Origin of the sequence: Janthinobacterium lyxosi, assembly GCF_051380665.1 — a bacterium.
Lineage (GTDB): Bacteria > Pseudomonadota > Gammaproteobacteria > Burkholderiales > Burkholderiaceae_D > Janthinobacterium.
In genome coordinates this window covers 1-26611 of record NZ_JBNYXM010000043.1, presented here as the reverse complement: position 1 = coordinate 26611, position 26611 = coordinate 1, and the positions used below count along the sequence as shown (strand labels likewise).

Sequence of the window (26611 nt, the reverse complement as noted above, 5' to 3'; positions counted from 1 at the left end):
TATGCCATTTTCCTCACTGGGTCTGATTCCCGCCATGGTCCGTGCCGTTGACAAGGCCGGCTATGCCGCGCCGACGGCCATCCAGGCGGCCGCCATTCCCGCCATCCTGCGCGGCAGCGATGTGCTGGGCGCGGCGCAGACGGGTTCCGGCAAGACGGCCGCCTACGCGCTGCCGCTGCTGCAGGCGCTGATGGCGCCCGCTTCCGGCCCGCGCCAGGTGCGCGCGCTGATCCTCGTGCCCACGCGCGAGCTGGCGGCGCAGGTGGGGCAGACGGTACACGCGCTGGCCAAGCCGCTGCCCGTCAAATTGAAGATTTCCGTGCTGTTCGGCGGCGTGTCGATCAATCCGCAGATGATGGACTTGCGCGGCGGCGCCGATATCGTCGTCGCCACGCCGGGCCGCCTGCTGGACCTGGTGCGCCAGAACGCCGTGAAACTGGGCGGCGTGTCGCTGTGCGTGCTCGACGAAGCCGACCGTTTGCTGGACATGGGTTTTAGCGAAGAAATCAACGCGATTCTGGCGCTGTTGCCAGCGAAACGGCAAAACCTGTTTTTCTCGGCCACCTTCCCCGACAGCGTGCAGGCGCTGGCCGACAGCCTGCTCAAGGAGCCCGTGCGCATCGAGGTGGCGTCCGAACCGCAGGACAAGCCCGACATCGTGCAGCGCGCCATCACGGTCGACGTGCCGCGCCGCACGCAGCTGCTGCGCTACCTGATTCTGCAGCAGCAGTGGGACAGGGTGCTGGTGTTTGTCGCCACCAAGTACGCGGCCGAACACGTGGCCGACAAGCTGCAGCGCGCGGGCCTGCACGTGGGCGCCTTCCACGGCGAATTCAGCCAGGGCACGCGCAGCCAGCTGCTGGCCGACTTCAAGGCGGGGCGTTTGCAGGTGCTGGTGGCAACCGACGTGGCCGCACGCGGCATCGATATCGCCGGCTTGCCGGCCGTCGTCAACTATGACTTGCCCCGCTCGGCAGTCGACTACACGCACCGCATCGGCCGCACGGGCCGCGCCGGCGAAAGCGGCACGGCCATCAGTTTTGTGACGGCCGATACGGAAGCCCATTTCCGCTTGATCGAAAACCGCAACGATTTGCGCATCGTGCGCGAAGTGGTGGCCGGTTTCGAGCCGACGGAATTGCCCGCGCCGGTGAGCGCCGTCACGGACACGGTAAATGGCGGCGTGAAGGGCGCGCGCAAAAGCAAGAAAGACAAATTGCGCGAGGCGGCTGCCAGGGTGGCCGAAGGCAATTAAATCTGCCTTATGTGCGCTAACCGCTTGAACGGCCAGCCATCCCGGACTAAGATTGTGTTTCTATAAAGCAAGGGGGCGGGAATGCACATGACATTCATCAAACGCGCGGGCGCACTGGCTTGCGCGCTGGCGCTGGCCGGTTGCGCCGGCATGGGCGGGAAGAATGACACGAGCGGCATGCAGATGCCGGGCAAAGCGCCGGCCGATGCGGCCGTGGCCGCCACCTGGTACAACCCGCCCAGCGAATTTCCCGGCATTTGCCTGACCCAGTTCAAGGATGGCAGTCTGCGTTTCGACGGCGGCTTCGTCTTTTTCAACCCTGGCCGCTGGGCGTATGATGCCGCTACGTCCGAACTGCGCCTGGAACTGGCACCGACGCCATCTTTGGCCCTGTCGCACGCGCAAACGGTGTTGCACAAGAATCTGCTGAGGGTCGAGGCGGCCAGGAACACGCTGGTGTATGCCGTGAAGGCCGATACGCAAGCCATCGGCCTGGGCGGTTTTGTGTTTTACCGCGACACACCTTGCCCGGCACGGCGCGGATAAGTGCCATAGCGGAATATTTAGTCGTATAATTTCAGCGCAAGCTGGTTGCCGCGCAAGATTGTGCCGCGCGGCAGATTCCCGCTCCAGGCAAGCTCCCATATCGCCATGGCGATGAGAGGATGGTCCGATGGATGTGCACGACGAGCATGGTATGCCAGGGACTGCGGTACCGGCGGCGGATGCCGTGCAGCAGCCTGCGGTGCAGCCGCGCACCTTGCTGCTGGTCGATGACGAGCCGAATATCCTCGCTTCCCTCAAGCGCCTGCTGCGGCGCGATGGCTACCACATCCTCACTGCCAACAGCGGCCAGGAAGGCCTGGACGTGCTGGCCAGCCATGCGGTCGACGTGATCGTGTCGGACCAGCGCATGCCCGGCATGCTGGGTGCCGACTTCCTGCGCAAGGCAAAGCTGCTGTGTCCGCAAACCATACGCATCATGTTGTCGGGCTATACCGAGTTGCAGGCCGTCACGGATGCCGTCAACGAGGGCGCCATCTTCAAATTCCTCACCAAGCCCTGGGAAGACCATCAGTTGCGCGAGCATATCGCCGAAGCCTTCCGCTTGAAGGGCATCGACGACGACAATGTGCGCCTGAATGCGCAGCTGCGCGACGTCAACCAGGCGCTGGCGGCGGCCAATGCCGCCATGCAGGCCTTGGTGCACCAGCAGCAGCATCAGATCAGCCGCGACGAGGTCAGCCTGGGCATCGCGCGCGAATTGCTGCAATTTCTGCCGCTGCCCGTGATCGGACTCGACGAAGACGGCATGATCGCCTTCATCAACGCGGCGGCGGAAAATCTGTTCGAGCGGGGCGCGGCCTTGCTGGGCAACGAGGCGGCGCTGGTCTTGCCGCAGCTGTTCGACGGGCAGGGCGCGCCCTGTCTGGCCGCCATCGATGGCCAGCCGTATGCCGTGGCGGTCCATCCCATGGGCTTGCATTCGCGCTCGCGCGGCAGCCTGGTCACCCTGAGTCGTCATGGAGCGGATACATGAGTGAAAGCGTGAGTGAAAGCGGACGCGAGATTTCCATGGAACAGGCACAGGAAGGCATGGTGCTGGCGCAGGCGCTGAGCGACGCCAGCGGCGCCGTGCTGCTGGCCCAGGGCGCCACCCTGACGGCGGCCAGCCTGACGGCCTTGCGCCGGCGCAATGTGGAACGCTGCCACGTCGTCATGGAGGCGGAACTGGACCCGGCCGCGCAGGCGCATGCCGAGCAGGAGCGGGTGCGCCGCCTGGAACGGCTGGCCGTGCTGTTTCGCGCCACGCCGCCCGATTCCGCGGGGGCGGAACTGCTGGCGCTGCTGCAGCGCTACCGGCAAGGGGGCGCGGCATGACACGCCTCAGTTTTGAACATATCATCCGCCAGATACAGGAATTGCCGTCGCTGCCGGTGGTCGTGCTGGAGCTGCTGTCGAGCATGGACCAGGACGATACGGACGTGCATGTGCTGGCGCAAAAGATCGAGCTGGACCAGGCCTTGGCGGCGAAGACCTTGCGCATCGCCAATTCCTCGTTCTACGGCATGCAATCGAAGGTCACCAGCATACCGCAAGCCGTTTCCGTGCTGGGCTTTCACAGCATCCGCACCGTCGTCACGGCCTGCGCCTTGACGGGCAGCTTCGCGCCGGTGAGCGGCGGCTTCGATTTCCAGGCGTTCTGGCGCCATTCGCTGGCCACGGCCATCGCCGCGCGCCTGCTGGCGCCGCATTTGCGCATCAATCCCGAGATGGCCTTCACGGCCGGCCTGCTGCACGACCTGGGCACGCTGGTGCTGGTGACGCGCTTCCCGGCCGAGCATGCGCTCGTGCGCAGCTACCGCCAGGCGCATGACTGCCAGATGGCCGACGCCGAACTGGCCGTCATCGGCATCGATCACGCGCAGGTGGGCAGCGCCCTGGCCGCCTACTGGAAGTTTCCCGAGGCGATACAGCAGGCGGTGGCCGACCACCACGCTATCGACCGGCTGGAGGCGGGCGGCTTGCCGCTGGCCGTGCACCTGGCCAATGCCGTCGCTCTTGCGCTGGACCTGGCCGGTATCGACGATGCACTGGTGCCGCCCCTGTCGCCCGCAGTCTGGCGCAGCCTGGCCCTGGACGAACACGCCTGGTTTGCGCTGCTGCAGCAAACGGAACATACCTTTGACGAAATGTCGCGGATCATGCTGGCATGAACAAGAAAGAGGCCATGGAAACAGACGCAGGGCAGGCGCTGCCCGCCACGCCGGAACGCCGCCAGACCGATTCCATCGCGCTATCGGCATTCTTCGATGGCCATCCCGTGGCCACCTTCGCCATCGACACGGACCACGTGGTGACGCACTGGAACAGCGCTTGCGAACAGCTGTTGGGCTTTACGGCTGCCGAGATGGTCGGCACGCGCGACCACTGGAAGGCGTTTTATCCGCAGCCGCGCGCCTGCCTGGCCGATTTGCTGGTGGCCGACGATATCGCGTTCGGTGAAAATGAGCTCTACCTTGGCAAGCTGAAGCGCTCTCCCGTGATCCCCGGCGCCTTCGAGGCCGAGGATTTCTTTGCCGATATCGGCCCTGACGGGCACTGGCTGCATTTCACGGCGGCGCCCCTGCGCGACCGGCAAGGGCGCCTGGTGGGCGCCATCGAAACCCTGCGCGACGTGAGCGAGCGGCGCCTTGCAGAACTGGCGCTGCGCAAGGCGCACGACAACCTGGAACACCTGGTGGCCAAGCGCACGGCCCAGCTGGCCGAAATGAACGAGCGCCTGGCCGACGATATTCGCCAGCGCCAGATTGCCGATATGGAATTGCGCGAGCGCAACCTGGCCCTGACGGAATTGAACAGCAAGCTGTCGGTAGCCCAGCAAAAGCTGCTACAGTCGGAAAAGCTGGCCTCGATCGGCCAGCTGGCCGCCGGCGTGGCGCACGAGATCAACAATCCCATCGGCTATGTGTTTTCGAATGTCGGCACGCTGGAAGGGTATCTGGACGACTTGTTCAGCATGCTCGACGCCTACGAGGAAGCCGAGCCGGCCGTCGCCGACGCGGTGGTGGCGGCGCGTCTGCGCGCGCTGCGCGAACAGATCGACCTGGACTTTTTGCGCACCGACATTCCGCTGCTGATGGGCGAGTCGAAGGAAGGCATTTCACGCGTGCGCCGCATCGTGCAGGACCTGAAGGATTTTTCGCGCACGGATGCGCACCAGGAGTGGGTCTGGGCCGACCTGCGCCAGGGCATCGATACCACGCTCAATATCGTGAATAACGAGGTCAAGTACAAGGCCGACGTGGTGCGCGAGTATGGCGACATTCCCGATATCGAATGCCAGCCTTCCGAGCTGAACCAGGTGATCATGAACCTGGTCGTCAATGCGGCCCACGCCATGGGCGAGGCGCGCGGTCGCATCACCCTGCGCACGGGCAGCGACAACGCGACGGAAGTGTGGATCGAGGTCGAGGATACGGGCGGCGGTATCGCGCCCGAACACCTGTCGCGCATCTTCGACCCCTTCTTTACCACCAAGGCCGTCGGCAAGGGCACGGGGCTGGGCCTGTCGCTGGCCTACAGCACGGTGCAAAAGCACCACGGCCGCATCGACGTGCGCAGCATCATCGGCCGCGGCACCACCTTCCGCATCACCTTGCCCGTGCGCCAGGCGCAGGCCGCCGTACCATGACCGAACAGGACAGCATGAGCACCAGCACCGCGGCCGCGCCGCCGACTATCCTGTGCGTCGACGACGAACCGAACATCCTGTCGTCGCTGCGCCGGCTGTTCCGCCCGCACGGTTACCGCGTGCTGACGGCCGACGGCGGCGCAGCGGGCCTGGCCCTGCTCGAGAGCGAGACGGTGGACCTGGTCATCTCCGACATGCGCATGCCGCACATGGATGGCGCGCAATTCCTGGCCCAGGTGCGCCGGCGCTGGCCCGGCACCATGCGTTTGCTGCTGACCGGCTATGCCGACATCCAGTCCATCCTCGACGCCATCAACCAGGGCGAGATTTACCGCTACGTGACCAAGCCCTGGGACGAGAACGATATCGTGCTGGTGGTGCGCCACGCGCTGGAACGGCGCGCGCTGGAACAGGAAAAACTGCGTCTGGAAGTGCTGACGGCCAGCCAGAACGTGCAACTGCAGGCGCTGAATGCCAGCCTGGAAGCGAAGGTGGCCACGCGCACGCAGCAGCTGAAACTGTCGCACGACGAGGTGCAGGCGGCCAATGAGCGCCTGAAGGCCACGTTCGTGACGACCATCAAGGTGTTTTCCAACCTGATCGAGATGCGCGGCGGCAAGCTCGTCGGCCATGCGCGGCGGGTGGCGGAACTGGCGCGCAAGCTGGCACAGGCGCTGGGCCTGGAAGGGCAGGCGGCGCGCGACGTGTTCATCGCGGCCCTGCTCAAGGATATCGGCAAGCTCAGCCTGAGCGACGATGTGCTGGAATTGCCGGCCAGCGCCTGGACGGGCGAGCAGCTGGCCGCGTTCCGCAAGCATCCGCTGCGCGCGGAACAATTATTGATGGCGCTCGACGAGCTGCGCGCCGTCTCCGTGATCCTGCGCTCGCAACTGGAGCGCTTCGACGGTGGCGGCTTTCCCGACGCCATGGTGGGCCTGGCCATTCCGCTGGGCGCGCGCATCCTGGCGCTGGCATCGGACTATGACGGCTTGCAGATCGGCGCCATGGTGCAACGCAACCTGCGCGCCGACGAGGCCCGCACCCTGATCTACGACAGCGTCGGCAAGCGCTATGACCCCGCCGTGGTGGCCGCTTTCCGCAGCATCATGGACGAGACGGAAGCGCCGGAGCGCGATCTGACCGTGCTGTCGGGCCAGCTGGAACCGGGCATGGTGCTGTCGCGCGACCTGATCAGCCGCGATGGCTTGATGCTGCTGGCCGCCGAACACGTGCTGACTGCCCGCGTGATCGCCCAACTGCTCGACTTTGAGAGCAAGAATGGCGGGCGCCTCAGCATCCGCGTGTATGCCCCCGTCAAGGAAGGCTAGGGCGCTGCCTGGGCCGCCGCCGGCGGCGATACGGGCAGGTGCACGGTAAAGCGCGTGCCCTGGCCCACGTCGGATGCCACCTCGATGCGCCCGCCGTGCTTGTTGACGATGCCGTACGAGAGCGACAGGCCCAGGCCCGTGCCGCTGCCAACGGCCTTGGTGGTGAAGAATGGCTCGAAGATGCGGTGCAGGTGCTCGGGCGCGATGCCGGCGCCCGTGTCGCCGATCTCCACCCACACCCAGCCGTCTGCATGGCCCGTGCGGATGCTGATCACGCCGTCGCCGCTGATGGCCTGGCCCGCGTTGACGAGCAGGTTCATGAACACCTGGTTCAGCTGCGAGGCGAGGCACAGTATCGGCGGCAGCTCGCCATACTGTTTTTCGATGCGCGCCTTGTATTTCAATTCGTTGGCGACGATGTTCAGGGTGCTGTCCAGGCCTGCATGCAGGCTGGCGACCTGCCAGTCCGTCTCGCCCACGTGGGAAAAATCCTTCAGCGCCTGCACGATGTCGCGCACGCGCTTCAAGCCATCCATCGATTCGCGCACCAGGTCCACCATGTCGTCCTGCAGGAAGGCCAGGTCGGCCTGCGCGCGCACCTGGGCCACGCGCGCAGCCAGGGCCGGGCCGTCGAGCGTCTCGCGCATCGCCGCTTCATACTGGGCGATCACGCCGAACAGGGTGCCCACATAGCCTTGCAGCGAACTCATGTTGGAGTTGACGAAGCCGATCGGGTTATTGATTTCATGCGCGATGCCGGCCGCCAGCTGGCCGATGGAAGCCATTTTTTCCGATTGCAGCAGCTGGTCGTGCGCTTCCTGCAGCTTGCTGATCAGGAGTTGCTGCTCTTCGCCGCGCGCCTGCAGCATCGCTTCCATGCGCTTGCGTTCGGTAATATCCGTCAGCGAGCCGATCACCTCGAACGGCACGCCATGCTCGTCGCGCACCAGGCGCAGGCTGTCGTGCATCCACAGGTAGCTGCCGTCGCGCACGCGGAAACGGTATTCATAGGCGCGCGCGCCTTCGACGAAGATCTGTGCCAGGCTGGAAAAGATGCCGGGCGCATCGTCGGGATGGATGTGGTCGAACCAGAAATTCGGGTCGGCCACCATTTCCTCGGGCTGGTAGCCCAGCACATTCAAGGCATTGTTGCTGACAAAGGTCATCTTGAAGTCGCCGCTGGGCACGGTGCAATAGATGATGGAGGGCGTATTGTCGAGCAGGTATTGCAGGCGCACGGCCGTGCCGGCCGACGCATCTTCGCCAGGTGCTGCCCCGGCATGCCGGCCGGCATCGGGAGTGGAAAGGTCGAAATCCTCAAACTGCATGGTCTTACCTCGCTGCCTGCACGGCATGGATGTCATGCTGGCTCGATTATGCCTGATTCTGCCTGGCTTGGGCCGTCATCTGCATGCTCAAGGCGCCAGCGGCTGCTCCACGATCGTCATGCGCCGCGCGATGTGCTGCGCCGCCTGCGTGTCGCCCGCCTGTTCGGCGCGCAGGCGCTGCACGCCCAGCCACGCCAGCAGCGGGCGGCGCCAGCCCTGATCCGATGCCGTGGTCACGGCTGTATCGAGCAGGTCCGGCGTGGCGCGGCTGGCGCGCAGCAGCACGCCGGCCGCCACCAGCTGCGACAGCGGGTCCTTGATGGCCGCCACGGCGCTGGCGGCGGCCGTGTCCGAGCTGGCGCTGGCGGCCGCCCGCTGCGTTTCCGGCAGCAGGGCGATGTCGGCCGGCTGCACCTGGCCGGCCAGGTACGCCGCATACGCGCGGTCGGCGGCACTGGCGTCGGCGCGCAGGACGTCAAAGCCGGCACAGTCCTCGAAGGCCAGGCTGGCCACGCGCGCGGCGCAGCGCAGCAGTTCGATGCGCGCCACCAGATCGAGCTTGCCCGTGCCGGCCACTTGGCTGCGGGCGCGCCGGAATTCCGTCTGTTCGATCAGGGCATTGCCATTCAAATAGGCCGCTTGAAACCGTTCGACGGAACTTTGCGCATTCATTTTCCAATCCGGCACGGGCGGGCCGCTGGAACAGGCGGCGAGCGCCGTCACTGCCAGGGCAGGCAAGACGATCTTGATATTTATCATGGCAGTTTGATCTCCGGATTGCGCTTGAATGGCCATTTGCGGTTGATTTCATTGACCAGCTGCTCGACCTTGCGCAGATTGCTTTCCACGTCCGCGCGCAGCGGGCCCAGGTCGGCTGTCGCCGCCCTGGCGTTGGCGCCCACGGCTTGCGCCTCGACCAGCACGGCGTCGACCTTTTTCAGGCTGGCGCGCGTGTCGGCCAGCAGGGCGTTCAGCTGCACGATGGTTGCCTGCGCATCCGTCATGACGCCCTTGTCGCCAAAGACGCGCGTATCGGCGTTGGCCACCAGGCCATCCGTGCGGCGCGCCAGTTGGTCTGCCGTCACTAACAGGGCGTTGGCCCGCTCGACCAGCAGGCGCGACTGCTTGTCGTCGCCCGTCAGCAAGCCCATGGCGCCGCCCGGGCCGCTCAGCTTGCCCGTCACGGCCTGCACATTGCGCAAGGTGCCGTCGAGGGCGGAATCGCTGCCCGTCAGGCTGGCCACATTGTTCAGCAAATCCTTCGCGGCGGCCAGCAGACGGGGGATTTCCGCCGCCATGTCGCCCACTAGCAGGTCGCGCGTGGCGTCGTCGGGCAGCGGCGGGTCTGTCAGGATACCGCTGTAGGCGCGCAGTTTGGCGCCGCCCACGATGCCCCGTTCCAGGGTGAAGATGGAGCTGCTGCGCAGCCAGTGCGCATCCTTCCTTGGCACGTCGATGATGACGCGGGCCTTGCCATCCGGCGCCAGTTCGATGCGCTGCACGCGGCCGATGGGAAAGCCGGAAAAGGTCAGGTCGGCGCCCACGCCCACGCCGTCCGAATCGTCGGTCGTCAGCACCAGCGTTTGCGTGGCTTCGAAGGCGCCGCGCGCATACATCAGGTAGATGACGGAGCCGACCACCAGCACGAACATGAAGACGAGCAGGATGGCTGCCTTCAGTTCGGCGTGGCGCACGGGCGGCGGCGCGGGCAGGATGGCGTCCGGCGCCGTGATGTCGGTCTGGTCGGGATTGGGGGGCTGGCTCTGGCTCATGGATTCTGGCTCTCGTATGGGTGGTTCGGGGATCGCTGGCGGTGGCGGGCGGGGCATCAGTAGTAATTGCCCATCAGCGAAGCCACTTCGATCAGCAGGATGACGGAAAACAGGCGCAGCATCTCGGACAGACCGTGCGCGGCCCACAGGCGGTTGCGCCGGCTGTGCGGCTCTTCCGGATAGTAGGAGGAGGCCAGCGGTATCAGGGCCACGGCAAAGCTGAAGAAGATCACTTTGAGCATCAGGATCAGGGCCACGGCCGGATTGAAGATCTGCCCCACCACGCGCGTGTAGCCTTGCAGCGCCCACGGGGTAAAGCCGTAGATGGTGATGTAGGCGAGGATCAGCGAAGTGACGCAGCTGACGATGGCCAGCATCCACACAGCGAAGATGCCGGACATGACGCGCGGAAAGTATTCGCGGCGCAGCAGGTCGACGCCCTGGCGCTGCATGGTATCGAGCACGCCGCTTGAGCGCATTTGCGCAAACGCAATGCCATCGGGCAGGGTCAGGCGCAGGGCGACGAACAGGGCCGCTGTCAGCGGGATCAGTTCCAGCACCAGCACGCGCACCACCATTTCCAGCGCATAGCGCGACAGGCCGTAGCTTTGCGCGCTGACGACGACGATGCGGATGAGCACCAGGCTGACCAGTGCGCAGGCGACGCTGAACCACACCAGGTTGGGCGCCGTATTCGTCACCAGGCGGTGCGCGAGGATGGGGCGGTTGTCGCGGTTATAGCTCGATGGCGACAGGGCCAGCGAAAACACGAGGATGGCGAAATGCAGCATGCGCCACCAGCTGACCAGCCAGGCCATGGTGGCCCGGTGCAGGCGGCGCAGGCTGATGATGAGGGAGACGGATAGGGTCATCATGGCATCTTAACATTGGATGCGTTCGATACAAGTGATTGTCCAGCCGTGCGGCCGTGCACGGCTGGCCCGCTATTGGCCCGCCACGCTGGCAATGATGGCATCGGCCGCCGCCCGCACGCGGGCAGAACGGTTCAGGTCCGCATGCATGACCAGCCATACGTCGTACGCTTCCGCCCGCTCGGGCCAGATGCGTACCAGTTGCGGGTCGATATCGCCCAGGTGGGTGGCCAGCTCGGCCACGCCCAGGCCCGCGCGCGTGGCTTCCTGCAGCATCGCCGCCGAGTTCACTTCCATGGCGACCCTGGCGTTGGCGACGGGCTCGCCGGCGATTTTCTCCCCATGGCGGGGCGTCACGGAATGGTGGTAAATGACGATGTCGTGGCCGGCCAGCGCCGTGCCGCGCACGGGTTCGCCCCGTTTGGCCAGGTAGCTTTTTGAGGCATACAGGCCCAGGCTGCGCTTGACGAGGTGGCGCGAAATCAGGTCAGGGTCGGTGGGGCGCACGCCGCGCACGGCCAGGTCCGCTTCGCGCCGCGTCAGGCTTGCCAGTGCCGGCGCCACGTTGAGCACGATGCGGATGTCGGGGTGGGCCGCATGCAGCTGCTGCATGGCACGGATGACGAAATGGCTGGCCATGGTGTCCGTGGTGGCCACGCGCACGAGGCCGGACAGGCGGTTGTCGACGCCCTGCATTTCCCTCTGCAGTTTGTCGGCCGCCCGTTCCATCGCTTCGGCCGCCGTGAGCGCCAGCTCGCCGGCCGGCGTGGGCACGTAGCCCGATGGCGTGCGCAGGAACAGGGTGGCGCCCAGGGAGCTTTCCAACGCAGCCAGGCGGCGTCCGCAGGTAGCCTGGTCGATGCACAGCAGGGCGGCCGCACCGCGCAAGGTACCGGCCCGGCCGATGGCGAGAAAAATGCGCGCGTTATCCCAATCCATGCTGCTTCTCCCATTTATATGTTGATGCATTTTTGCATTGCTATGCCGATTTTATGCTTGTTTACTGCATCATGCAACGCTCGCATAATGGCTGCCCCGCTGTCCCTGCAAGGAATACCATGTCTGCTCCCACACCGCACCGCGCCAGCGGCTCGATCCTGCTGACCCTGGCCTTCGGCTTCGTCATGGCGATGCTCGACGTCACGGCCGTCAACGTGGCGCTATCCGATATCGCGCTGGACCTGGCCATACCGCTGACGGGCCTGGTCTGGGTGGTCGATGGCTACACGCTGACGTTTGCCGCGCTGCTGCTGGCCGGCGGCGCGCTGGCCGACCGCTACGGGCCGAAAGCCGTGTACCAGGGTGGCCTGGGCGTCTTCATCCTCGGTTCGATCCTCTGCGGCGCCGCGCCCGACGGGCATTTTCTGACGGCGGCGCGCTTGCTGCAAGGGGCGGGCGCCGCCCTGTTCATGCCCAGTTCCCTGAGCTTGCTGACGCACAGCTTTGACGACGAGCGCGAGCGCACGCGCATGCTGGGCGCCTGGTCGGCCCTGGTGGGCGTGGCCGGCGCGTCGGGTCCCCTGATCGGCGGCATCCTCGTGCACCAGTTCGGCTGGCGCAGCGTGTTCTGGGTGAATGTGCCGCTGGGCGTGCTGGCCATCGTCATGGCGCAGCTGCTGCTGGCGGCGCCTGCGCGCCAGCAGCGCGCTTTGTCGCTGTTCAGTCATGCACTGGGCGTGGCGGCGCTGGCGGGCCTGAGTTTTACCTTGATCGAAGGCCCCGTGCTGGGCTGGCTGTCACCCGGCGTGCTGGCGGCAGGGGCATTGACGCTGCTGTCGGCCTGGCAACTGTTGCGGCGCGAGCGCAGCGGCAGCCATCCGCTGTTACCGCGCGCACTGTTTCACAGCAGCAGCTTCGGTGCGGCCAATGGCGTGGGTTTCCTGATCAATTTCTGCGTGTTCGGCCAGCTGTTTTTATTGAGCCTGTTCCTGCAGCAGTCTGGCGGCGCCGATGCCTTGCAGTCGGGCTTGCGCCTGCTGCCCATGATGGCGGCCTATACGGTAGGAAATTTCCTGGCGGGCGCAATTGCGGCGCGCCATGGCACGCGCTTGCCCATGTTGAGCGGCTTGCTGGTGGGCGCCGTGATGGCGCTGTTGCTGATGGGTTTGCGTCCAGGTACGCCCTATGGCTTGCTGGCGCTGGGCACGGCCATCATGAACGTGGCCATCGGCATCGCCATTCCCGCCATGACGGCCACCGTGATGCGGGTGGCTGGCAAGCAGCATGCGAACAGCGCGGCGGCGGCCCTGAACGCGAACCGGCAAATTGGTGCGCTGGTGGGCGTAGCCTTGATCGGCAGCATCCTGCACATGGTGCAGGACTGGTCGCTGCGCTTGCCGCTGGCCTATGCGACGATAGCCGTCGCATATGGCCTGGCGGCGGGCCTCGTCTACCGGCACGTGCATCTGCCGAAGGCCGTGGCCGCCTGAAGGATGGCCTGACGCTTTACTGTTCGCGCGTGCTGCGCCACTCCACCAGTTCTTCGATGGTGAGAATGGGCATGCCATGCAGTTCGGCAAAGCGTTCGATAGCGTCGCCGCGCATCATGGTGCCGTCCGGGTTCATCAGCTCGCATAGCACGGCGGCCGGGTTCAGGCCCGCCATGCGCGACAGGTCGACGGAGCCTTCCGTGTGGCCGCGGCGCTCGAGCACGCCACCGGGCGCGGCGCGCAGGGGAAACACGTGGCCGGGGCGCACCAGGTCGGCGGGCTTGGCGTTCGGCGCGATGGCGGCGCGGATGGTGGTGACCCGGTCGGCTGCCGACACGCCTGTCGTGACGCCTTCGCTCGCCTCGATGGAGACCGTGAATGGCGTGCCGTAGCGGCTGCCGTTATCGGATGACATGGGCGGCAATTCCAGCGCGCTGACGACGTCCGTCGGCAGGCACAGGCAGACGATGCCGCTGCATTCGCGGATCAGCAGGGCCATGGTTTCGTGCGTGAGTTTCTCGGCAGACAGAATCAGGTCGGCTTCGTTTTCGCGGTCGAAATCGTCGAGCAGGATGACGGGAATGCCGGCGCGCATGGCGGCCAGGGCGGATTGAATGCGACCTTCCAGGTCGTTGGAAAGCAGGGTATAGCTGTTGACTAACATGGTGAAACGCTCCTCGCATAGGCGAAAAACGCTGCAGGGCAAGCGAATAGACGCAGCCGGCCGCATCGACAGGTCGATCGGACATCGCGTTTACTGCACATCTTCTTTCATCCGGACTATACCGTCGGCTCTGGAGTCACACCAGATCTGCTGACCCTGTCAAACGCAGTTTGACAAGCGCTCGCGGGCTTGACCGTTGCCGGTCTTACCGCCGGTGGGGAATCGCACCCCGCCCCGAAGACGTATTGTTGTGCCGGTCCACATGACCGGCGACAATACTTTAGCACAATTGAAAGAACCTGGCAGGGCACTGTTGAGTTTGTCATTCGGCAAAGTTGCCTGGGAAAAGCAGGTTTTCCTAAGCTGTTTTTAATGGCGGAAAGACGATTTCAGTGTAAGGTACGCTTACTGAATTTTACCGTTGAGAATACATGAAGCTGAGTAAATTACGCCTGATCTCGGGCGCCGTCTTGCTGGCCTGCGCCTGCATGGCCCAGGCGGAAATCCGTTTGAACGATCCATTGCCGCTGGCACCAGAAGTGACCGTCGGAAAATTGCCGAACGGCTTGACCTATTACATCAAGAAAAATGCCCGTCCCGCCCAGAAAGTGGAATTGCGCCTGGTGGTGAAAGCCGGTTCCATCCTGGAAGACGATGACCAGCAAGGCCTGGCGCATTTCACGGAACATATGGCCTTCAATGGCTCCACGCATTTCAAGCGCAATGAGCTCATTTCCTATTTGCAATCGATCGGCGTGAAGTTCGGCGCCGACCTGAACGCCTACACGAGCTTTGATGAAACCGTGTACGTACTGCCGATTCCGACGAACAAGAAGGAAAACCTGGAAAAGGGTTTTCTCGTGCTGGAAGACTGGGCGCATGGCTTGAAATTCAATCCGGCCGACATCAACAGCGAGCGCGGCATCGTGCTGGAAGAGGCGCGCCTGGGCAAGGGCGCCAGCGACCGCATGAACAAGGTCTTGTATCCGAAGCTGCTGAACGGGTCGCGCTATGCGGAACGCATGCCGATCGGCAAGGAATCCGTCTTGAAAACGTTCAAGCCGGAAGCCATCAAGCGTTTCTACAAGGATTGGTACCGGCCCGACCTGATGGCCGTGATGGTGGTCGGTGACGTGGAACCGAAACAGGCTGAAAAACTGATCCAGCAGCATTTCGGCAAGCTGAAAAACCCGGCGAAGCCCCGTCCGCGCCTGTATGCGGAAGTGCCGCAGCGCTCGCAGACGGAAGCGCTGGTGATCACGGACAAGGAAGCACCGGATGACACGGTCTTCATCCGCTACCCGATCCGCGCCGCGCAGGAGCCCGTCACCATTGCCGATTACCGCCGCCAGATGATTGAAAACCTGTACGGGCAAATGCTCAGCGCGCGCATGCAGGAATTGACGCAGCAAGCCAATCCCCCGTTTATCCAGGGCGGCAGCAGCATGGGCAAGCTGGTGCGCGGCTATGAATCGTTCAGCGCGTATGCCTTGCTGGGCAAGGGCGGCGTGCAGCCTGCTGTCGATGCGCTGGTGCACGAAGATGAGCGGGCGCGCCGCTTTGGTTTCAGCCAGGATGAGCTGGATCGCGCGCGCAAGAACATGTTGCGCAATTACGAGCGCGCGTACAGCGAACGCGACAAGTCCGATTCGGCCGGTTTCGTGGCCGAGTATTCGCGCAACTTCCTGGAGCAGGAAGCCATTCCCGGCATCGCCAATGAATTGCGGTATGCGCAGGAGCTCTTGCCGCAGGTGACCTTGCAGGAAATCAATGAGACGGTCGCCAGGGTGATCCCCGACCAGCAAAAGAAACTGGTGGTCTTCATGGGCGCCGAGCCGAAAGCGGGCGATACGGCCTCGACTGTGCCGACGCAGCAGCAGTTGCTCGACGCGGTGGCGCAAGCCGAGCGGCAGAAGGTCGAGCCGCATACGGAAAAAGTCCTGGCCAGCAAGCTGATGGATGGCCCGCCGGCCGGTGGCAGCATCGTCGCTGAAAAGTTGAATAGCGCCATCGGCGTGACGGAGCTGACCCTGGGTAATGGCGTGCGCGTGCTGCTGAAACCCACGGACTTCAAGAATGACCAGGTGCTGATGGGCTCGACGCGCTTCGGCGGTCAGTCGCTGTTTGGCGACGCCGATATCTACAACGCCCGCTATGCCAGCGCCGTGGTCGGCAGCATGGGTCTGAAAGACCTGGCGCCGCTGGACTTGCAAAAAGTGTTGGCCGGCAAGACGGTCAATGTGGGCGCTTCGTTGGGCGAACTGAGCGAAGGCTTTGGCGGTTCGGCCAGCAGCGCCGACGTGGAAGCCATGCTGCAACTGGTGACGCTGTATTTCCATGACGTGCGCAAGGATGCGGGCCTGTACCAGTCCTTCATCGGCAAGCAGCAGGACCTGGCGAAAAACAGCATGGCGCAGCCGGAAGCCGTGTTCTACGATGCCATCCAGCACGCCATGTTTGGCGACAACCCGCGCGTCGATGGCGTGCCGCGCGCGGCCGACTTCGACAAGGTGGGCCTGGACCGCTCGCTGGAGATCTTCCGCCAGCGCTTTTCCAGCGCGCGCGACATGACCTTCATCTTCACGGGCAGCTTCGAGCTCGACAAGATCAAGCCGTTGATCGCCAGCTACCTGGGCACCTTGCCCGTGGCCGAGGTGCCGCACGCCTACCGCGACGTGGGCATGCGCCCGGTGGCAGGGATCGTCAAGAAGGACATCTACATGGGCAGCGAGCCCAAAAGCACGATTTCCATCACCTTCAATGGCGACGTGGCGTATTCGGACGAGCAAAAGCTGACCCTGCAGGCGCTGGGCGAGGTGCTGAACCTGAAAGTCATCGAAGTGCTGCGCGAAAAGATGAGCATGATCTATGGCGGCGGCTTCGAAACTTCCATGGGCCAGCATCCGTATGGCCATTATTCGGTGGCGCTGAACTTGCCGACGGGGCCGGAAAACGTGGACAAGGTGATCGCCGCCGCCTTTGCCGAAATCAACAAGATGAAAGCGGAAGGACCGTCTGTGGCCGACCTGGAAAAGGTCAAGCTGAACTGGATCACGCGCCAGCAGAAATCCTTGCGGGAAAATAATTACTGGATGAAGCAGCTGATGGGTTCGGTGACGCAGGGCCGCGATCCAGCGCACATCCTGCGCTACGAGCAGCGCGTGCGCGCCATCACGCCGCAAGCCGTCAAACAGGCAGCGCAGCGCTACCTGGACATGCACAATTATGTGCAGGTGGTGCTGTACCCGGAACGTAAAAACGTTGCCTCTAAGTAATCTTCATTGTTGCATTGCAGGGGCGGCAGGGTGGCGAAGCTGTTAAACTGCTGCTGATGGATTTGATCGCAATTTAACAAGCAAGGAATGCACGATGGCTAAGAAAGAAGAACTTGATCCGGAAACCCTGGAATTGATCAACTGGTGTATCGAGGTTGAAGGCTTCCTCGTGGCCGGCGGCGCCACCGTGGCGCAGGCGCAGGACCATATCGAGGAGCAGGTCGAGTGGTTTACCGACCAGTTCTACGACGGCTTGACGCCGGAAGAGGCGGCCAAGGAAGCCTTGGCCTGACCTTCAACAATGACTTACAGCGGGCGGTGCCTGCCGGGCACAGCCCGGTAGCGCCGCCCGTTTTGCTTTTCTGAAAAGATTTCCATCGGGCAATTAAATTTTCTATTTACTTCCAGGTACCCATGACTCTCCGTTCGCGCATTCTCCTCTTGTGTTTCAGTACCTTGCTGGGCATCGTTCTGATCGCCTCGTTTTCCCTGTATTCCCTGCGCCAGACCATGATGGCCGAGCGCGTCGAGCAATTGACGGTGCTGGTGGAATTGGCCAACGCTTCGGTGGAAAAGGCGTATGCGCTGGAACAGTCGGGCAAGCTGACGCGTGAACAGGCCCAGCAGCAGGCCAAGCTGGCCATCGGCAGTTTCGTCAAGGATGAGATGTATTACTTTGTGCGCGATTTCAGTACCGACTTGCTATACGTGCATCCGAATCCCTCGCGCATCGGCACGCCGCAAAAGAACATGCAGCAGTCGGGCGACCGCTACCGGGCAGCGCTGGCCAACAGCCGCATTGGCCTGGTGCAGGCGGATGGCACGCGTCCCGGCGTGAAGGATCCGGTGGCGAAGATGTATGCGGTGGTGAAATTTGCGCCGTGGGATTGGCTGATCGGCACAGGTACGTATATCGATGACATCAACCACAAGTTCTGGGCCCAGGCCGGCGTGCTGCTGGCCATCGGCGGCGCGCTGATGCTGGTGGTGGGCGCCCTGGCGGCCTTGATGCTGCGCCGCATCCTGGGCCAGCTGGGCGGCGAACCCGACTATGCCGCGGCCATCGTGGCGCAAATCGCCAAGGGCGACCTGACCACGCACATCGATACGCGCCCGGGCGACACGGACAGCCTGTTGATGGCGATCAAGGCCATGCGCGACAACCTGGCGCATTTGGTGAGCCAGGTGCGCAACGATGCCGATGCCATTTCCACGGCGTCGGGTGAAATCGCTTCCGGCAACCATGACTTGTCGGCGCGCACCGAGCAGCAGGCGGGATCATTGGAGGAAACGGCCTCGACCATGGAAGAGATGACCTCCACCGTGCGCCAGAATGCGGACAATGCGCGCCAGGCCAACCAGCTGGCTATTTCCGCTTCGCAAGTGGCGAGCCAGGCGGGCGGCGTGGTGAGCCAGGTGGTCGACACCATGGGCGCCATCAATGCCTCGTCGAAAAAGATCGGCGACATCATCGCCGTCATCGACGGTATCGCCTTCCAGACGAATATCCTGGCCTTGAACGCCGCCGTGGAAGCGGCGCGCGCGGGCGAGCAGGGCCGTGGCTTTGCCGTCGTCGCCAGTGAAGTGCGCAACCTGGCGCAACGCTCGGCTGCGGCCGCCAAGGAGATCAAGCAATTGATCGACAGTTCCGCCGAGCAAGTGGGCGCCGGTGAAAAACTGGTGGCGCTGGCGGGCGAGACGATGGAAAAAGTCGTTTCCAGCGTGCAGCATGTGACCGATATCGTGGCCGAGATTTCCTCGGCCTGCGCCGAGCAGAGCGCCGGCATCGAGCAGATCAACCAGGCCATCGTCGAGATGGATAACATGACGCAGCAAAACTCGGCCCTGGTCGAGCAGGCTTCGGCGGCGGCGCAGGCCATGAACGAGCAGGCGGCCGGGCTGGCGCAGATCGTCAGCGTGTTCAAGGTGGGCGCAGTGGCGCGGCACGCGGCGGCGCCCTCGCGCGCGGCACCGGCAGCGCCGCGCCGTCTGGCGCGCTAAGCCGTCGTCATAACGGGAACTTATCGCCCGACCGTCTGTCAAACCATTCTTGGTCCTTAGCGGATACACAGAAGAGGTAAGCATGACAGACGGTTTTTCCTATCAAGCGGCGTTTGCCCGCAACCTGGGCTGGGTCACGCAAGCGGAGCAGGACAGCTTGCGCGGCAAGCGCGTGGCCATTGCCGGCATGGGCGGCGTGGGCGGCGTGCATTTGCTGACCCTGGCGCGGCTGGGCATCGGCGCTTTTCACATCGCCGATTTCGACACTTTCGATATCGCCAACTTCAATCGACAGGCCGGCGCCATGATGTCCACCCTGGGCCAGCCCAAGGTAGCGGTGCTGGCGCAGATGGCGCGTGATATCAATCCCGAACTGGAGATTAAACAATTTCCAGACGGCATACACGACAGCAACCTGGCCGAGTTTTTTGCCGGTGTCGACCTGTACGTGGACGGCCTGGATTTCTTTGCCTTTCCCGCGCGCCAGGCCACCTTCTCCACCTGCGCGCGCCTGGGCATTCCCGCCATCACGGCCGCGCCGCTGGGCATGGGCACGGCCGTGCTCAGCTTCATGCCGGGCGGCATGACGTTCGAAGAGTATTTTGGCTGGGGCGACTTGCCTGAAGAAGAAAAAGCTTTGCGTTTTCTCGTCGGGCTGGCGCCGGCCGGCTTGCACGGCCCTTATCTGGTCGACCCGTCGGCCATCAACCTGAAGGAGCGGCGCGGGCCGTCGACCATCATGGGCTGCCAGCTGTGCGCGGGCGCAGCCGCCACCGAGGCGCTGAAGATCTTATTGAAACGCGGCAAGGTGATGGCGGCGCCGCACGGCATGCATTTCGACGCCTACCGCAACAAGCTCGTGCATACCTGGCGTCCCGGCGGCAACCGTCATCCGCTGCAACGGCTGGCGATGGCCATCATCAAGCGGCGCCGCGCCGCGCAGGGGGCATAAATGGTACAAGCACTGCTGATCGATCCCGTGCTGGAAAACATTCTCGACCAGGCGCGCTGGGCGCCCAGCGGCGACAATACGCAGCCGTGGCGCTTTGAAGTCGTGGAGCAGCGCCATGTCGTCGTGCATGGCTTCGATACGCGCAGCCATTGCGTGTACGATCTCGACGGCCATCCCAGCCAGCTATCGCTGGGCGCCTTGCTCGAAAGCATGGCACTGGCGGCCAGCAGCCATGGTTTGCGCGTGGAGGCGCGTCGGCGCGGCGGCTTGCCCGATACCTTGCCCACGTTAGACGTGCGCTTTGTCGACAGCCCCGGCATGCTGCCCGACCCGCTGGCGGCCTTCCTGCCGCAGCGCAGCGTGCAGCGGCGACGGCTCAGCACGCGCCATCTGCGCGCCAGCGAAAAGGCGGCGCTGGCGGCCAGCTTGCCGCCTGGCTACGCTGTGCAGTGGTTCGAAGGCTGGCGCGCGCGCCTGGCCTGCGCGCGTCTGATGTTCGACAATGCGAAGCTGCGCCTGACCATGCCCGAAGCGCACAAGGTGCACCGTGACGTCATCGAATGGGGTGCACGTTTCAGCAGCGACCGCATCCCGGAGCAGGCGCTGGGCGTCGACCCGATGACGGCGCGGCTGATGCGTTGGGTCATGCACAGCTGGCGCCGCGTGGATTTTTTCAATACCTGGCTGGCGGGTACCATTGCCCCGCGCCTGCAGATGGACTTGCTGCCAGGCCTGTATTGCGCCGCGCATTTCGTGTTGCTGGCCGATGCGCCGCCGCGCCATATCGACGATTACGTGGCGGCGGGCCGCGCCATGCAGCGCTTCTGGCTGACGGCCACGCAGCTGGGCCTGCAGTTGCAGCCGGAGCTGACGCCGTTGATCTTCGCCCGTTATGTGCGCGAACGGCGGGCCTTTTCGCGCACCGACGGCATGCTGGAGCTGGCGCAGGAACTGGCGGTGCAATGCCAGGCCGTGCTGGGTGCGGTGGTGGTCGAGCGGGCCGTGTTCCTTGGCCGCATCGGCGCCGGTCCGGCGGCCCAGGCGCGCTCCTTGCGCCGGCCGCTGCAAGACTTGCTGGTGGCGCCGGTCAACGGGAGGACGCATGCGTGAACGGCATGCGTTTGCTGGCTGCCGCAGCGAAAAAAGCCGCTGAGGACATCAGCGGCTTGTAAACTGGATCGTATATCAAGCCTGGCGCTGCTTGTCTTGCTGGCGGCGCGCAGTCATGCCCAGGCCAAACAGGCCGATACCGAGCAGTGCGATGGTGCCTGGCTCAGGTACAGCTGCTTGAAATAATTCCAGACCGCCGCCGTCGGCCATCGCGATGAAACTGTTGGTCAAGCTGCCACCGATGAAGCTGTTCGTATTTCCGCTGAGGGACTCCAACGGGAAAAACGGGTTGGGATTGACGAAAAACAACTGTCCTTGCGGCGTCAGCGTGGCGTTAAGCAAGGCCTTGAAGTCGCCTTGGGCCAGGCCGGCGAAAATGTGTGCTTCGCCCAGATCGAGCGTGTAGGTCACGATCGCATAATCATCCCCGGAGACGCCACCTACATTCACCGGCGAGCCTGCTACGTTACTGACCGACAGTGAGGTGTTTTGGTTGGGGTCGATGTACAGCGTCATGGTCAGGGTTTGAAAGTTGGCGTGGATCCCGCCAGACAGAGTATCCGCCTGACCGGTGATGGTGAACAGGCCATACATGCCATAGCCATTGAGGGCGTTCAGTTGCGATGGCACGCTGCCGCCGGTGGGGCTGCCGAAAGCGGCCTTGGTCAGAAAGCCTGTTTCAATGAAGGGATCGTTGCCACCACCCAAACCGCCAACGATGGTTTGTTCGACGCGCGCGTGATATTCAAAGCTGATGCGGTCGGCCACAACCAGATTGGGTATGGTACCGGGGACGGAACCTTCATTGACGGTAAACAAAGGACCAGCGAGTGCAGGAGCACTGATCAGCGCGGCGCCGATGGCGGCCGCGGAGAGAGCGAAACGCAGGAATGAGGACAGCGGTTTCATGGCATTTCCTTCAGCGTGAGGATTGATCGGACCAGGTCACTGTGGCGGCTGCCTCAGATAACCTCATACGCCCTTGAAGCAGAATTCGTACCATGTAATATTTGTATTTAAATTCAACAGCTTATGAAAACAGGTGTGCCGTTTTTCGCGCTTGTGTAAAAAAAATCGACGGTTTACGCCGCCTTCACAGGTGCATGCCTATAACAGCTGAGCTGGCCAGCGCAGGCTCTGGGTCGGCAACATGGAGGACGCCTGGACTTCCTCTGCTCAAGTGGACAGCGCCTTTTTCATGCGTGAATAGTGCGGCTCGCGGGCGCCAGTCTTTCCCGTCATCGGCTACAGTGGGGCAAAAGGAGGTCACCATGCAGCCACGATCCCGTCATGCCCCGCTGCGTGCGCACAGCACGCCTGAACCGGATATCCCGCCGCCGCCCGAAGGCGATCCTTTGACGCCGCCGCCGGAAAAACCGCCGCACACGGATCCCGTGCCCGTCGAGGAACCGACGCCACCACCGCCGCCCGTCAAGATGGGCTGAGAGCAAGTCGTCGCGCACCTGAGCGCTCATGCGCTGCCGCGCCCTGTTTATTTCTAGTTGGAAATGGATGGCGCGGGCGGCGGGATCGGCACGCCATTTAAACAACAAAAATGCCAATAAATGTTGCCGAGTGGATACAAATCAAGCGCTAACTGCTGTGTGTCATGCAGCCGTCACGATTCTGTTCTTATAATGAGACATCATAAAAATTCTTGTACAGGAGACCATCATGGGCAATTCCTTGCATAACAAAATCTACCTGGGCCGGCGCCCTGTGATCACCAGTAAAAACCTCGCAGCGCTGGCCCTGGCGGGCGCCGTGGCCGGTTGTGGCCTGGCGTGGCTGCTGTTGCGCACCTACAAATAAGCGCGATCCTCGCGCATTTTCAGCACGCCGTCCGTGGGGCGGATGGCGACTGAATCACGTTGCCTGTTGCCGATGCGCAGCGGGGCGCGTACCATGGGGGCCGAACACCTGGCCTCTTATGGAAAAGTAATGAAGAACGAGAAATTAACAACCGATGAATATGACGCGCTGGAGCAAGTTGCTCGCGGTATCAAGACCGAGCGCCCCAGTGCTTGCGTTGCCCGCAATGCCAAGCGCCTGTCCGGCCTGAAGCTGCTCAGCTACGCCCGCGATGGCCGTTTGTCCATCACCGAGAAAGCACAACAACTGCTGTTCCTGCGCCGCTGCATCATGGGTTTGCGCGCCGTCGCCGCCGATCCGCTGACCAAGCTGGACACGGAGGTGGCTTATTTCCTGGGCAAGAAAGCCCACATCGTGGCGCGCGCCGAAGGCGAGGGGCACGACATTTCCGACAAGGGCCGCGACTCGCTGGCCGATATCGACACCCTGGGCCTGTAAGGTCTGCACCGGCCCCTGGGGCCGGTTTTCACATCCCCCTCACTTTCCCCTTTGGAGAACACTTTGGACAGCGCGATGAACTGGTCGGCCCACGAACTGACGATGACGGTCTTGATGACGCCCGATATGGCCAACTTTTCCGGCAACGTGCACGGTGGCACCATCCTGAAATACCTCGATAGCGTCGCCTACGCCTGTGCCAGCCGCTACTCGGGCAGCTATGTGGTGACCCTGTCCGTGGACCAGGTGATGTTCTTGCAGCCTATTCACGTGGGTGAACTGGTGACGTTCCTCGCCTCGATCAATTACACGGGCACGACCTCGATGGAAGTGGGCATCCGCGTGGTGACGGAAAACATTCAGCAGCGCCTGGTGCGCCATGCCAACAGCTGCTATTTCACGATGGTGGCCGTGGACGCCAACCGCAAGCCGGTGGCCGTGCCGCCGCTGGTGCTGGAGACGCCGGAGCAGCATGCGCGCTTCGAGCAAGCCAAGCTGCGCAAGATGTCGCGCCAGAAGGTGTCGAAGAAGTAAATGCGCCGGGCATAAAAAAACGGCCACCAGAGTGATCTGGTGGCCGTTTTTATTGCCTGCTGCCTCGGCGGCGGTGCGCCGTGATTAACGGTCGCCGTAGCTGCGGCGTGCGCCGTCGGTGCTGCGCGGGTTGGAACCCTTGTAGCCGCCGCCCGTGCTAGGCGCGCCATCTTTGCGTGGTGCGCCCGGCTTGCTGAACGTGCGTTGGGCTGGCTTCGCGCCGCCACGGTTGTCGCCTGGTTTCCAGCCGCCTGGACGGGCGCTCGAACGTGGTGCCGATGCCGTTTTCTTAGGCTCGAAACCTTCGATGACATTGACCGGGATCAATTGCTTGGTGAAGCGTTCGATGCGCTTGACGTTCATGCCTTCAGCGTGGTTCACCAGCGAGATGGCCAGGCCATTGCGGCCAGCGCGGCCGGTACGGCCGATACGGTGGACGTAGTCTTCCGGGAACTTCGGCAAATCGTAGTTGAACACGTGGGTGATGGTTGGCACGTCGATACCGCGGGCGGCAACGTCGGTGGCGACCAGCACTTTGACCTGGCCGCGGCGCATGCCGTCCAGGGTGCGGTTACGCGCGCCCTGATGCATGTCGCCGTGCAAGGCGGCAGCCGAGAAGCCGGCGATGTTCAGGCGGTCGGCGATGGTGTCGGCGTCACGCTTGGTGGCGGTAAACACAACAGCCTGGTCCAGGGTTTCATCGCGCAGCAGGTGGTCCAGCAGGCGATTCTTGTGCGACAGATCGTCGACGAAGTGGACGCGCTGCGTGATGTTTTCATGTTTGTTGCTCGAGCTTGCCACTTGGATGACCAGCGGGTTTTTCGTGATGCGGCGGGCCATGTTGCCGACGACGCCGTCCAGGGTTGCCGAGAACAGCATGGTTTGACGGCCTTCAGGCGTCGCGGCCACGATTTTTTCGATGTCGTCGATGAAACCCATGTCCAGCATGCGGTCGGCTTCGTCCAGCACCAGGATTTCCAGTTGCGAGAAGTCGATCTTGCCCGAGTCCATGTGGTCGATCAGACGGCCAGGGGTGGCGACCAGGATTTCAGGATTCTTGGCCAGCAATTGCATCTGTTTAGGGTAAGGCATGCCGCCCAGAATCGACACAGCCTTGATGCGGCGGATGCCGGTGCTGTACTTGTCGGTGTTGGTGGTCACTTGCAGTGCCAGTTCGCGCGTTGGCGTCAGCACCAGCATTTTTGGCTGGGCAGCCTTGAAACGTGGACGCTCGCCGCGGGCGCGCGATGCTTGCATTTCCTGATTCGGTGTCTTGCCGGCGGCGCTTTGTTCGGCGATGGCCAGTTTGTGCAGCGACGGCAGCATGAAAGCTGCGGTCTTGCCCGAACCGGTCTGCGACGAGACCAGCAGGTCACGGCCTTCGATCGCGGCTGGAATCGCTTGCGACTGTACCGCGGTTGGCGCGGTGTAGCCCGATTCGGTCAGAGCGGCGATGATGGACGGATGCAGGCCTAAGGATTCAAATGTCATTCTTTTCTTTCGTAAAAATCAGCGTTCTTGCAAAAAGCAGAACGCAAAATAGCAACGCCAACCAAAACGAAATGACTCAACTAGAAAGAAATTTCGGCACAAAAGCTTTGCGCCGGGACGGTGTCAGGTGCGACACACAAGGCGGGAGGGCTTTATAAGCGGCATCCTGTGGATGCGCTAAGGCTTGCGAAGCTGCTAAGTTTGTAATTGCATGTTACTGCGGTGTTGCCATCGCTTCAAGCGAACATATTGCAGCGCACAACGACACTATACCGTATTTGCCGCCGTTTTGCACGGCCTAAATGGGAGGAGACGACAGTCCTACCACGTCTTGAGCATGTTTCCTATGCGAAATCAGTAAGATTACGTAGTTTTCCGCCAGTCAGGCAAGCATGGCGGCGATGGCGTCGGGCAGCGGGGGCGCCTGTGCCGGTATTTGTCCATCAGTTGATGCAGGTTTTGCCGGGACAGGCCCAGCACTTGCGCCACATCCCTGTCACTCTGCTTCGGGATTGACGGCCATCACTTGCGAAAAGCCGCCATCGACGTAGGTAATCTCGCCCGTGATGCCCGAGGCCAGGTCGGACAGCAAAAAGGCGGCCGTGTTGCCCACTTCCTCGATGGTGACGTTGCGGCGCAGCGGGGCGTGCTCGGCCACAAAGCCCAGGAGTTTACTGAAATCCTTGATGCCGGTGGCGGCCAAGGTCTTGATGGGGCCGGCCGAGATGCCGTTGGCGCGGATGCCGCGCGGGCCCAGCGATTCGGCCAGATAGCGCACGGACGCTTCCAGCGAGGCCTTGGCCAGGCCCATGGTGTTGTAGTAGGGCACGGCGCGCGCGGCGCCCAGGTAGGTCAGGGTCAGGACCGAGGCGCCCGGATGCAGCAGGGGCAGGGCGGCCTTGGCCATGGCGGGGAAGCTGTAGGCGGAAATATCGTGCGCGATGCGGAAGCTGTCGCGCGACAGGCCGTCGAGGAAGTCGCCGGCAAGCGTTCGGCCAGCCGCGCCAGCGCATCGTTCATGCCCCGGTTCAGCGCAGCGCGGCCTACACTCATCACTTCGCCATACTCACCGAGCAAGCCGCGCAAGCCATTGCT

Annotated in this window: 25 protein-coding genes, 2 pseudogenes and 1 riboswitch; of the genes and pseudogenes, 17 read left to right on the top strand and 10 right to left on the bottom strand. The window is 63.4% G+C overall.

Translation table 11 applies throughout. The features are described from left to right. Window position 1: 1 nt before the first annotated feature. From ACQ4WP_RS26735 to nosR, 7 genes are all read left to right on the top strand, one after another. Entirely contained in the window at window positions 2-1255 is a 1254-nt protein-coding gene (locus tag ACQ4WP_RS26735; protein WP_436525950.1) for a DEAD/DEAH box helicase, read from the top strand. Window positions 1256-1342: 87 nt separating this feature from the next. Then, window positions 1343-1801 (top strand): hypothetical protein, encoded by a 459-nt coding sequence (locus tag ACQ4WP_RS26730; RefSeq protein WP_436525948.1) that lies wholly within the window; start codon window positions 1343-1345, stop codon window positions 1799-1801. A 127-nt stretch (window positions 1802-1928) separates the two neighbouring features. After that, window positions 1929-2795, top strand: coding sequence for a response regulator (locus ACQ4WP_RS26725; RefSeq protein ID WP_436525947.1), 867 nt, complete (start codon window positions 1929-1931; stop codon window positions 2793-2795). Continuing rightward, window positions 2792-3136 carry a hypothetical protein gene (locus ACQ4WP_RS26720; RefSeq protein ID WP_436525945.1) on the top strand — a complete coding sequence of 115 codons (345 nt, stop codon included), beginning with the start codon at window positions 2792-2794 and terminating at the stop codon, window positions 3134-3136. Before ACQ4WP_RS26725 ends, ACQ4WP_RS26720 begins: the two co-directional genes overlap by 4 nt. Continuing rightward, window positions 3133-3972 carry an HDOD domain-containing protein gene (locus tag ACQ4WP_RS26715; protein WP_436525943.1) on the top strand — a complete coding sequence of 280 codons (840 nt, stop codon included), beginning with the start codon at window positions 3133-3135 and terminating at the stop codon, window positions 3970-3972. Before ACQ4WP_RS26720 ends, ACQ4WP_RS26715 begins: the two co-directional genes overlap by 4 nt. 14 nt (window positions 3973-3986) lie before the next feature. Beyond that, entirely contained in the window at window positions 3987-5450 is a 1464-nt protein-coding gene (locus ACQ4WP_RS26710; RefSeq protein WP_436525941.1) for an ATP-binding protein, read from the top strand. A gap of 14 nt (window positions 5451-5464) precedes the next feature. Continuing rightward, window positions 5465-6778 (top strand): response regulator c-di-GMP phosphodiesterase, NosR family, encoded by a 1314-nt coding sequence (gene nosR, locus ACQ4WP_RS26705; RefSeq protein ID WP_436525939.1) that lies wholly within the window; start codon window positions 5465-5467, stop codon window positions 6776-6778. Here nosR and ACQ4WP_RS26700 read toward each other — a convergent pair. From ACQ4WP_RS26700 to ACQ4WP_RS26680, 5 genes are all read right to left on the bottom strand, one after another. Then, window positions 6775-8106 (bottom strand): ATP-binding protein, encoded by a 1332-nt coding sequence (locus tag ACQ4WP_RS26700; protein ID WP_436525937.1) that lies wholly within the window; start codon window positions 8104-8106, stop codon window positions 6775-6777. The two genes, nosR and ACQ4WP_RS26700, sit on opposite strands and share 4 nt — an antisense overlap. A gap of 87 nt (window positions 8107-8193) precedes the next feature. Then, window positions 8194-8865, bottom strand: coding sequence for a hypothetical protein (locus tag ACQ4WP_RS26695; protein WP_436525935.1), 672 nt, complete (start codon window positions 8863-8865; stop codon window positions 8194-8196). Then, window positions 8862-9878, bottom strand: a complete 1017-nt coding sequence (locus tag ACQ4WP_RS26690) for an MlaD family protein (protein WP_436525933.1) — start codon at window positions 9876-9878, stop codon at window positions 8862-8864. The genes ACQ4WP_RS26695 and ACQ4WP_RS26690 overlap by 4 nt, the downstream gene beginning before the upstream one ends. A 56-nt stretch (window positions 9879-9934) precedes the next feature. Next, complete coding sequence (locus ACQ4WP_RS26685; RefSeq protein WP_436525931.1) at window positions 9935-10753, bottom strand: MlaE family ABC transporter permease; 819 nt, start codon at window positions 10751-10753, stop codon at window positions 9935-9937. A gap of 69 nt (window positions 10754-10822) precedes the next feature. Next, window positions 10823-11689 carry a LysR family transcriptional regulator gene (locus ACQ4WP_RS26680; RefSeq protein WP_436525929.1) on the bottom strand — a complete coding sequence of 289 codons (867 nt, stop codon included), beginning with the start codon at window positions 11687-11689 and terminating at the stop codon, window positions 10823-10825. A 119-nt stretch (window positions 11690-11808) separates the two neighbouring features. Between ACQ4WP_RS26680 and ACQ4WP_RS26675 the strand changes: the two genes are divergently transcribed. Continuing rightward, entirely contained in the window at window positions 11809-13179 is a 1371-nt protein-coding gene (locus ACQ4WP_RS26675; protein WP_436525927.1) for an MFS transporter, read from the top strand. A gap of 16 nt (window positions 13180-13195) precedes the next feature. Here ACQ4WP_RS26675 and ribB read toward each other — a convergent pair whose 3' ends face one another. Continuing rightward, a complete protein-coding gene (gene ribB / locus ACQ4WP_RS26670) occupies window positions 13196-13843 on the bottom strand; it encodes a 3,4-dihydroxy-2-butanone-4-phosphate synthase (protein WP_436525925.1) in 648 nt (215 codons plus the stop codon). 95 nt (window positions 13844-13938) lie between these two features. After that, window positions 13939-14089: riboswitch (FMN riboswitch) on the bottom strand. Between the two features lie 185 nt (window positions 14090-14274). On the opposite strand from ribB, the gene ACQ4WP_RS26665 reads away from it, so the two are divergent. The 5 genes from ACQ4WP_RS26665 to ACQ4WP_RS26645 all read left to right on the top strand — a co-directional run bounded on the left by ACQ4WP_RS26665 (window position 14275) and on the right by ACQ4WP_RS26645 (window position 21181). Next, window positions 14275-17118: a M16 family metallopeptidase gene (locus ACQ4WP_RS26665; RefSeq protein ID WP_436525923.1), complete on the top strand. Its 2844-nt coding sequence runs from the start codon at window positions 14275-14277 to the stop codon at window positions 17116-17118. 94 nt (window positions 17119-17212) lie between these two features. Then, window positions 17213-17410 carry a hypothetical protein gene (locus ACQ4WP_RS26660; RefSeq protein WP_010399555.1) on the top strand — a complete coding sequence of 66 codons (198 nt, stop codon included), beginning with the start codon at window positions 17213-17215 and terminating at the stop codon, window positions 17408-17410. Between the two features lie 122 nt (window positions 17411-17532). Next, a complete protein-coding gene (locus tag ACQ4WP_RS26655; protein ID WP_436525921.1) occupies window positions 17533-19119 on the top strand; it encodes a methyl-accepting chemotaxis protein in 1587 nt (528 codons plus the stop codon). A gap of 82 nt (window positions 19120-19201) precedes the next feature. After that, window positions 19202-20071, top strand: a complete 870-nt coding sequence (locus ACQ4WP_RS26650; protein WP_436525919.1) for a ThiF family adenylyltransferase — start codon at window positions 19202-19204, stop codon at window positions 20069-20071. Continuing rightward, window positions 20072-21181, top strand: a complete 1110-nt coding sequence (locus ACQ4WP_RS26645) for a nitroreductase family protein (RefSeq protein ID WP_436525917.1) — start codon at window positions 20072-20074, stop codon at window positions 21179-21181. Between the two features lie 75 nt (window positions 21182-21256). Here the strand turns inward: ACQ4WP_RS26645 and pepA are convergent, their stop codons facing one another. Further along, window positions 21257-22090 (bottom strand): flocculation-associated PEP-CTERM protein PepA, encoded by an 834-nt coding sequence (pepA, locus tag ACQ4WP_RS26640; RefSeq protein WP_436525915.1) that lies wholly within the window; start codon window positions 22088-22090, stop codon window positions 21257-21259. Window positions 22091-22452: 362 nt separating this feature from the next. Here pepA and ACQ4WP_RS26635 point away from each other — a divergent pair, with 362 nt between their 5' ends. The 4 genes from ACQ4WP_RS26635 to ACQ4WP_RS26620 all read left to right on the top strand — a co-directional run bounded on the left by ACQ4WP_RS26635 (window position 22453) and on the right by ACQ4WP_RS26620 (window position 24025). After that, a complete protein-coding gene (locus ACQ4WP_RS26635) occupies window positions 22453-22626 on the top strand; it encodes a hypothetical protein (RefSeq protein WP_230540583.1) in 174 nt (57 codons plus the stop codon). 229 nt (window positions 22627-22855) lie between these two features. Next, the gene (locus tag ACQ4WP_RS26630) at window positions 22856-22993 is read left to right on the top strand and encodes a hypothetical protein (RefSeq protein WP_166674638.1); all 138 of its coding nucleotides are present in this window, start codon (window positions 22856-22858) and stop codon (window positions 22991-22993) included. 129 nt (window positions 22994-23122) lie between these two features. Next, window positions 23123-23491, top strand: coding sequence for a hypothetical protein (locus ACQ4WP_RS26625; RefSeq protein ID WP_426070501.1), 369 nt, complete (start codon window positions 23123-23125; stop codon window positions 23489-23491). Window positions 23492-23566: 75 nt separating this feature from the next. Further along, window positions 23567-24025: an acyl-CoA thioesterase gene (locus tag ACQ4WP_RS26620; protein WP_436525974.1), complete on the top strand. Its 459-nt coding sequence runs from the start codon at window positions 23567-23569 to the stop codon at window positions 24023-24025. An 84-nt stretch (window positions 24026-24109) separates the two neighbouring features. Here ACQ4WP_RS26620 and ACQ4WP_RS26615 read toward each other — a convergent pair whose 3' ends face one another. The 3 genes and pseudogenes from ACQ4WP_RS26615 to ACQ4WP_RS26605 form a co-directional block, all read right to left on the bottom strand. Then, complete coding sequence (locus ACQ4WP_RS26615) at window positions 24110-25516, bottom strand: DEAD/DEAH box helicase (RefSeq protein WP_436525913.1); 1407 nt, start codon at window positions 25514-25516, stop codon at window positions 24110-24112. 496 nt (window positions 25517-26012) lie between these two features. Beyond that, window positions 26013-26504: pseudogene (locus tag ACQ4WP_RS26610) on the bottom strand (SDR family oxidoreductase); the annotation flags it as partial. Continuing rightward, window positions 26495-26611 (bottom strand): annotated as a pseudogene (locus ACQ4WP_RS26605) (IS110 family transposase); the annotation flags it as partial. The pseudogenes ACQ4WP_RS26605 and ACQ4WP_RS26610, both read right to left, overlap by 10 nt.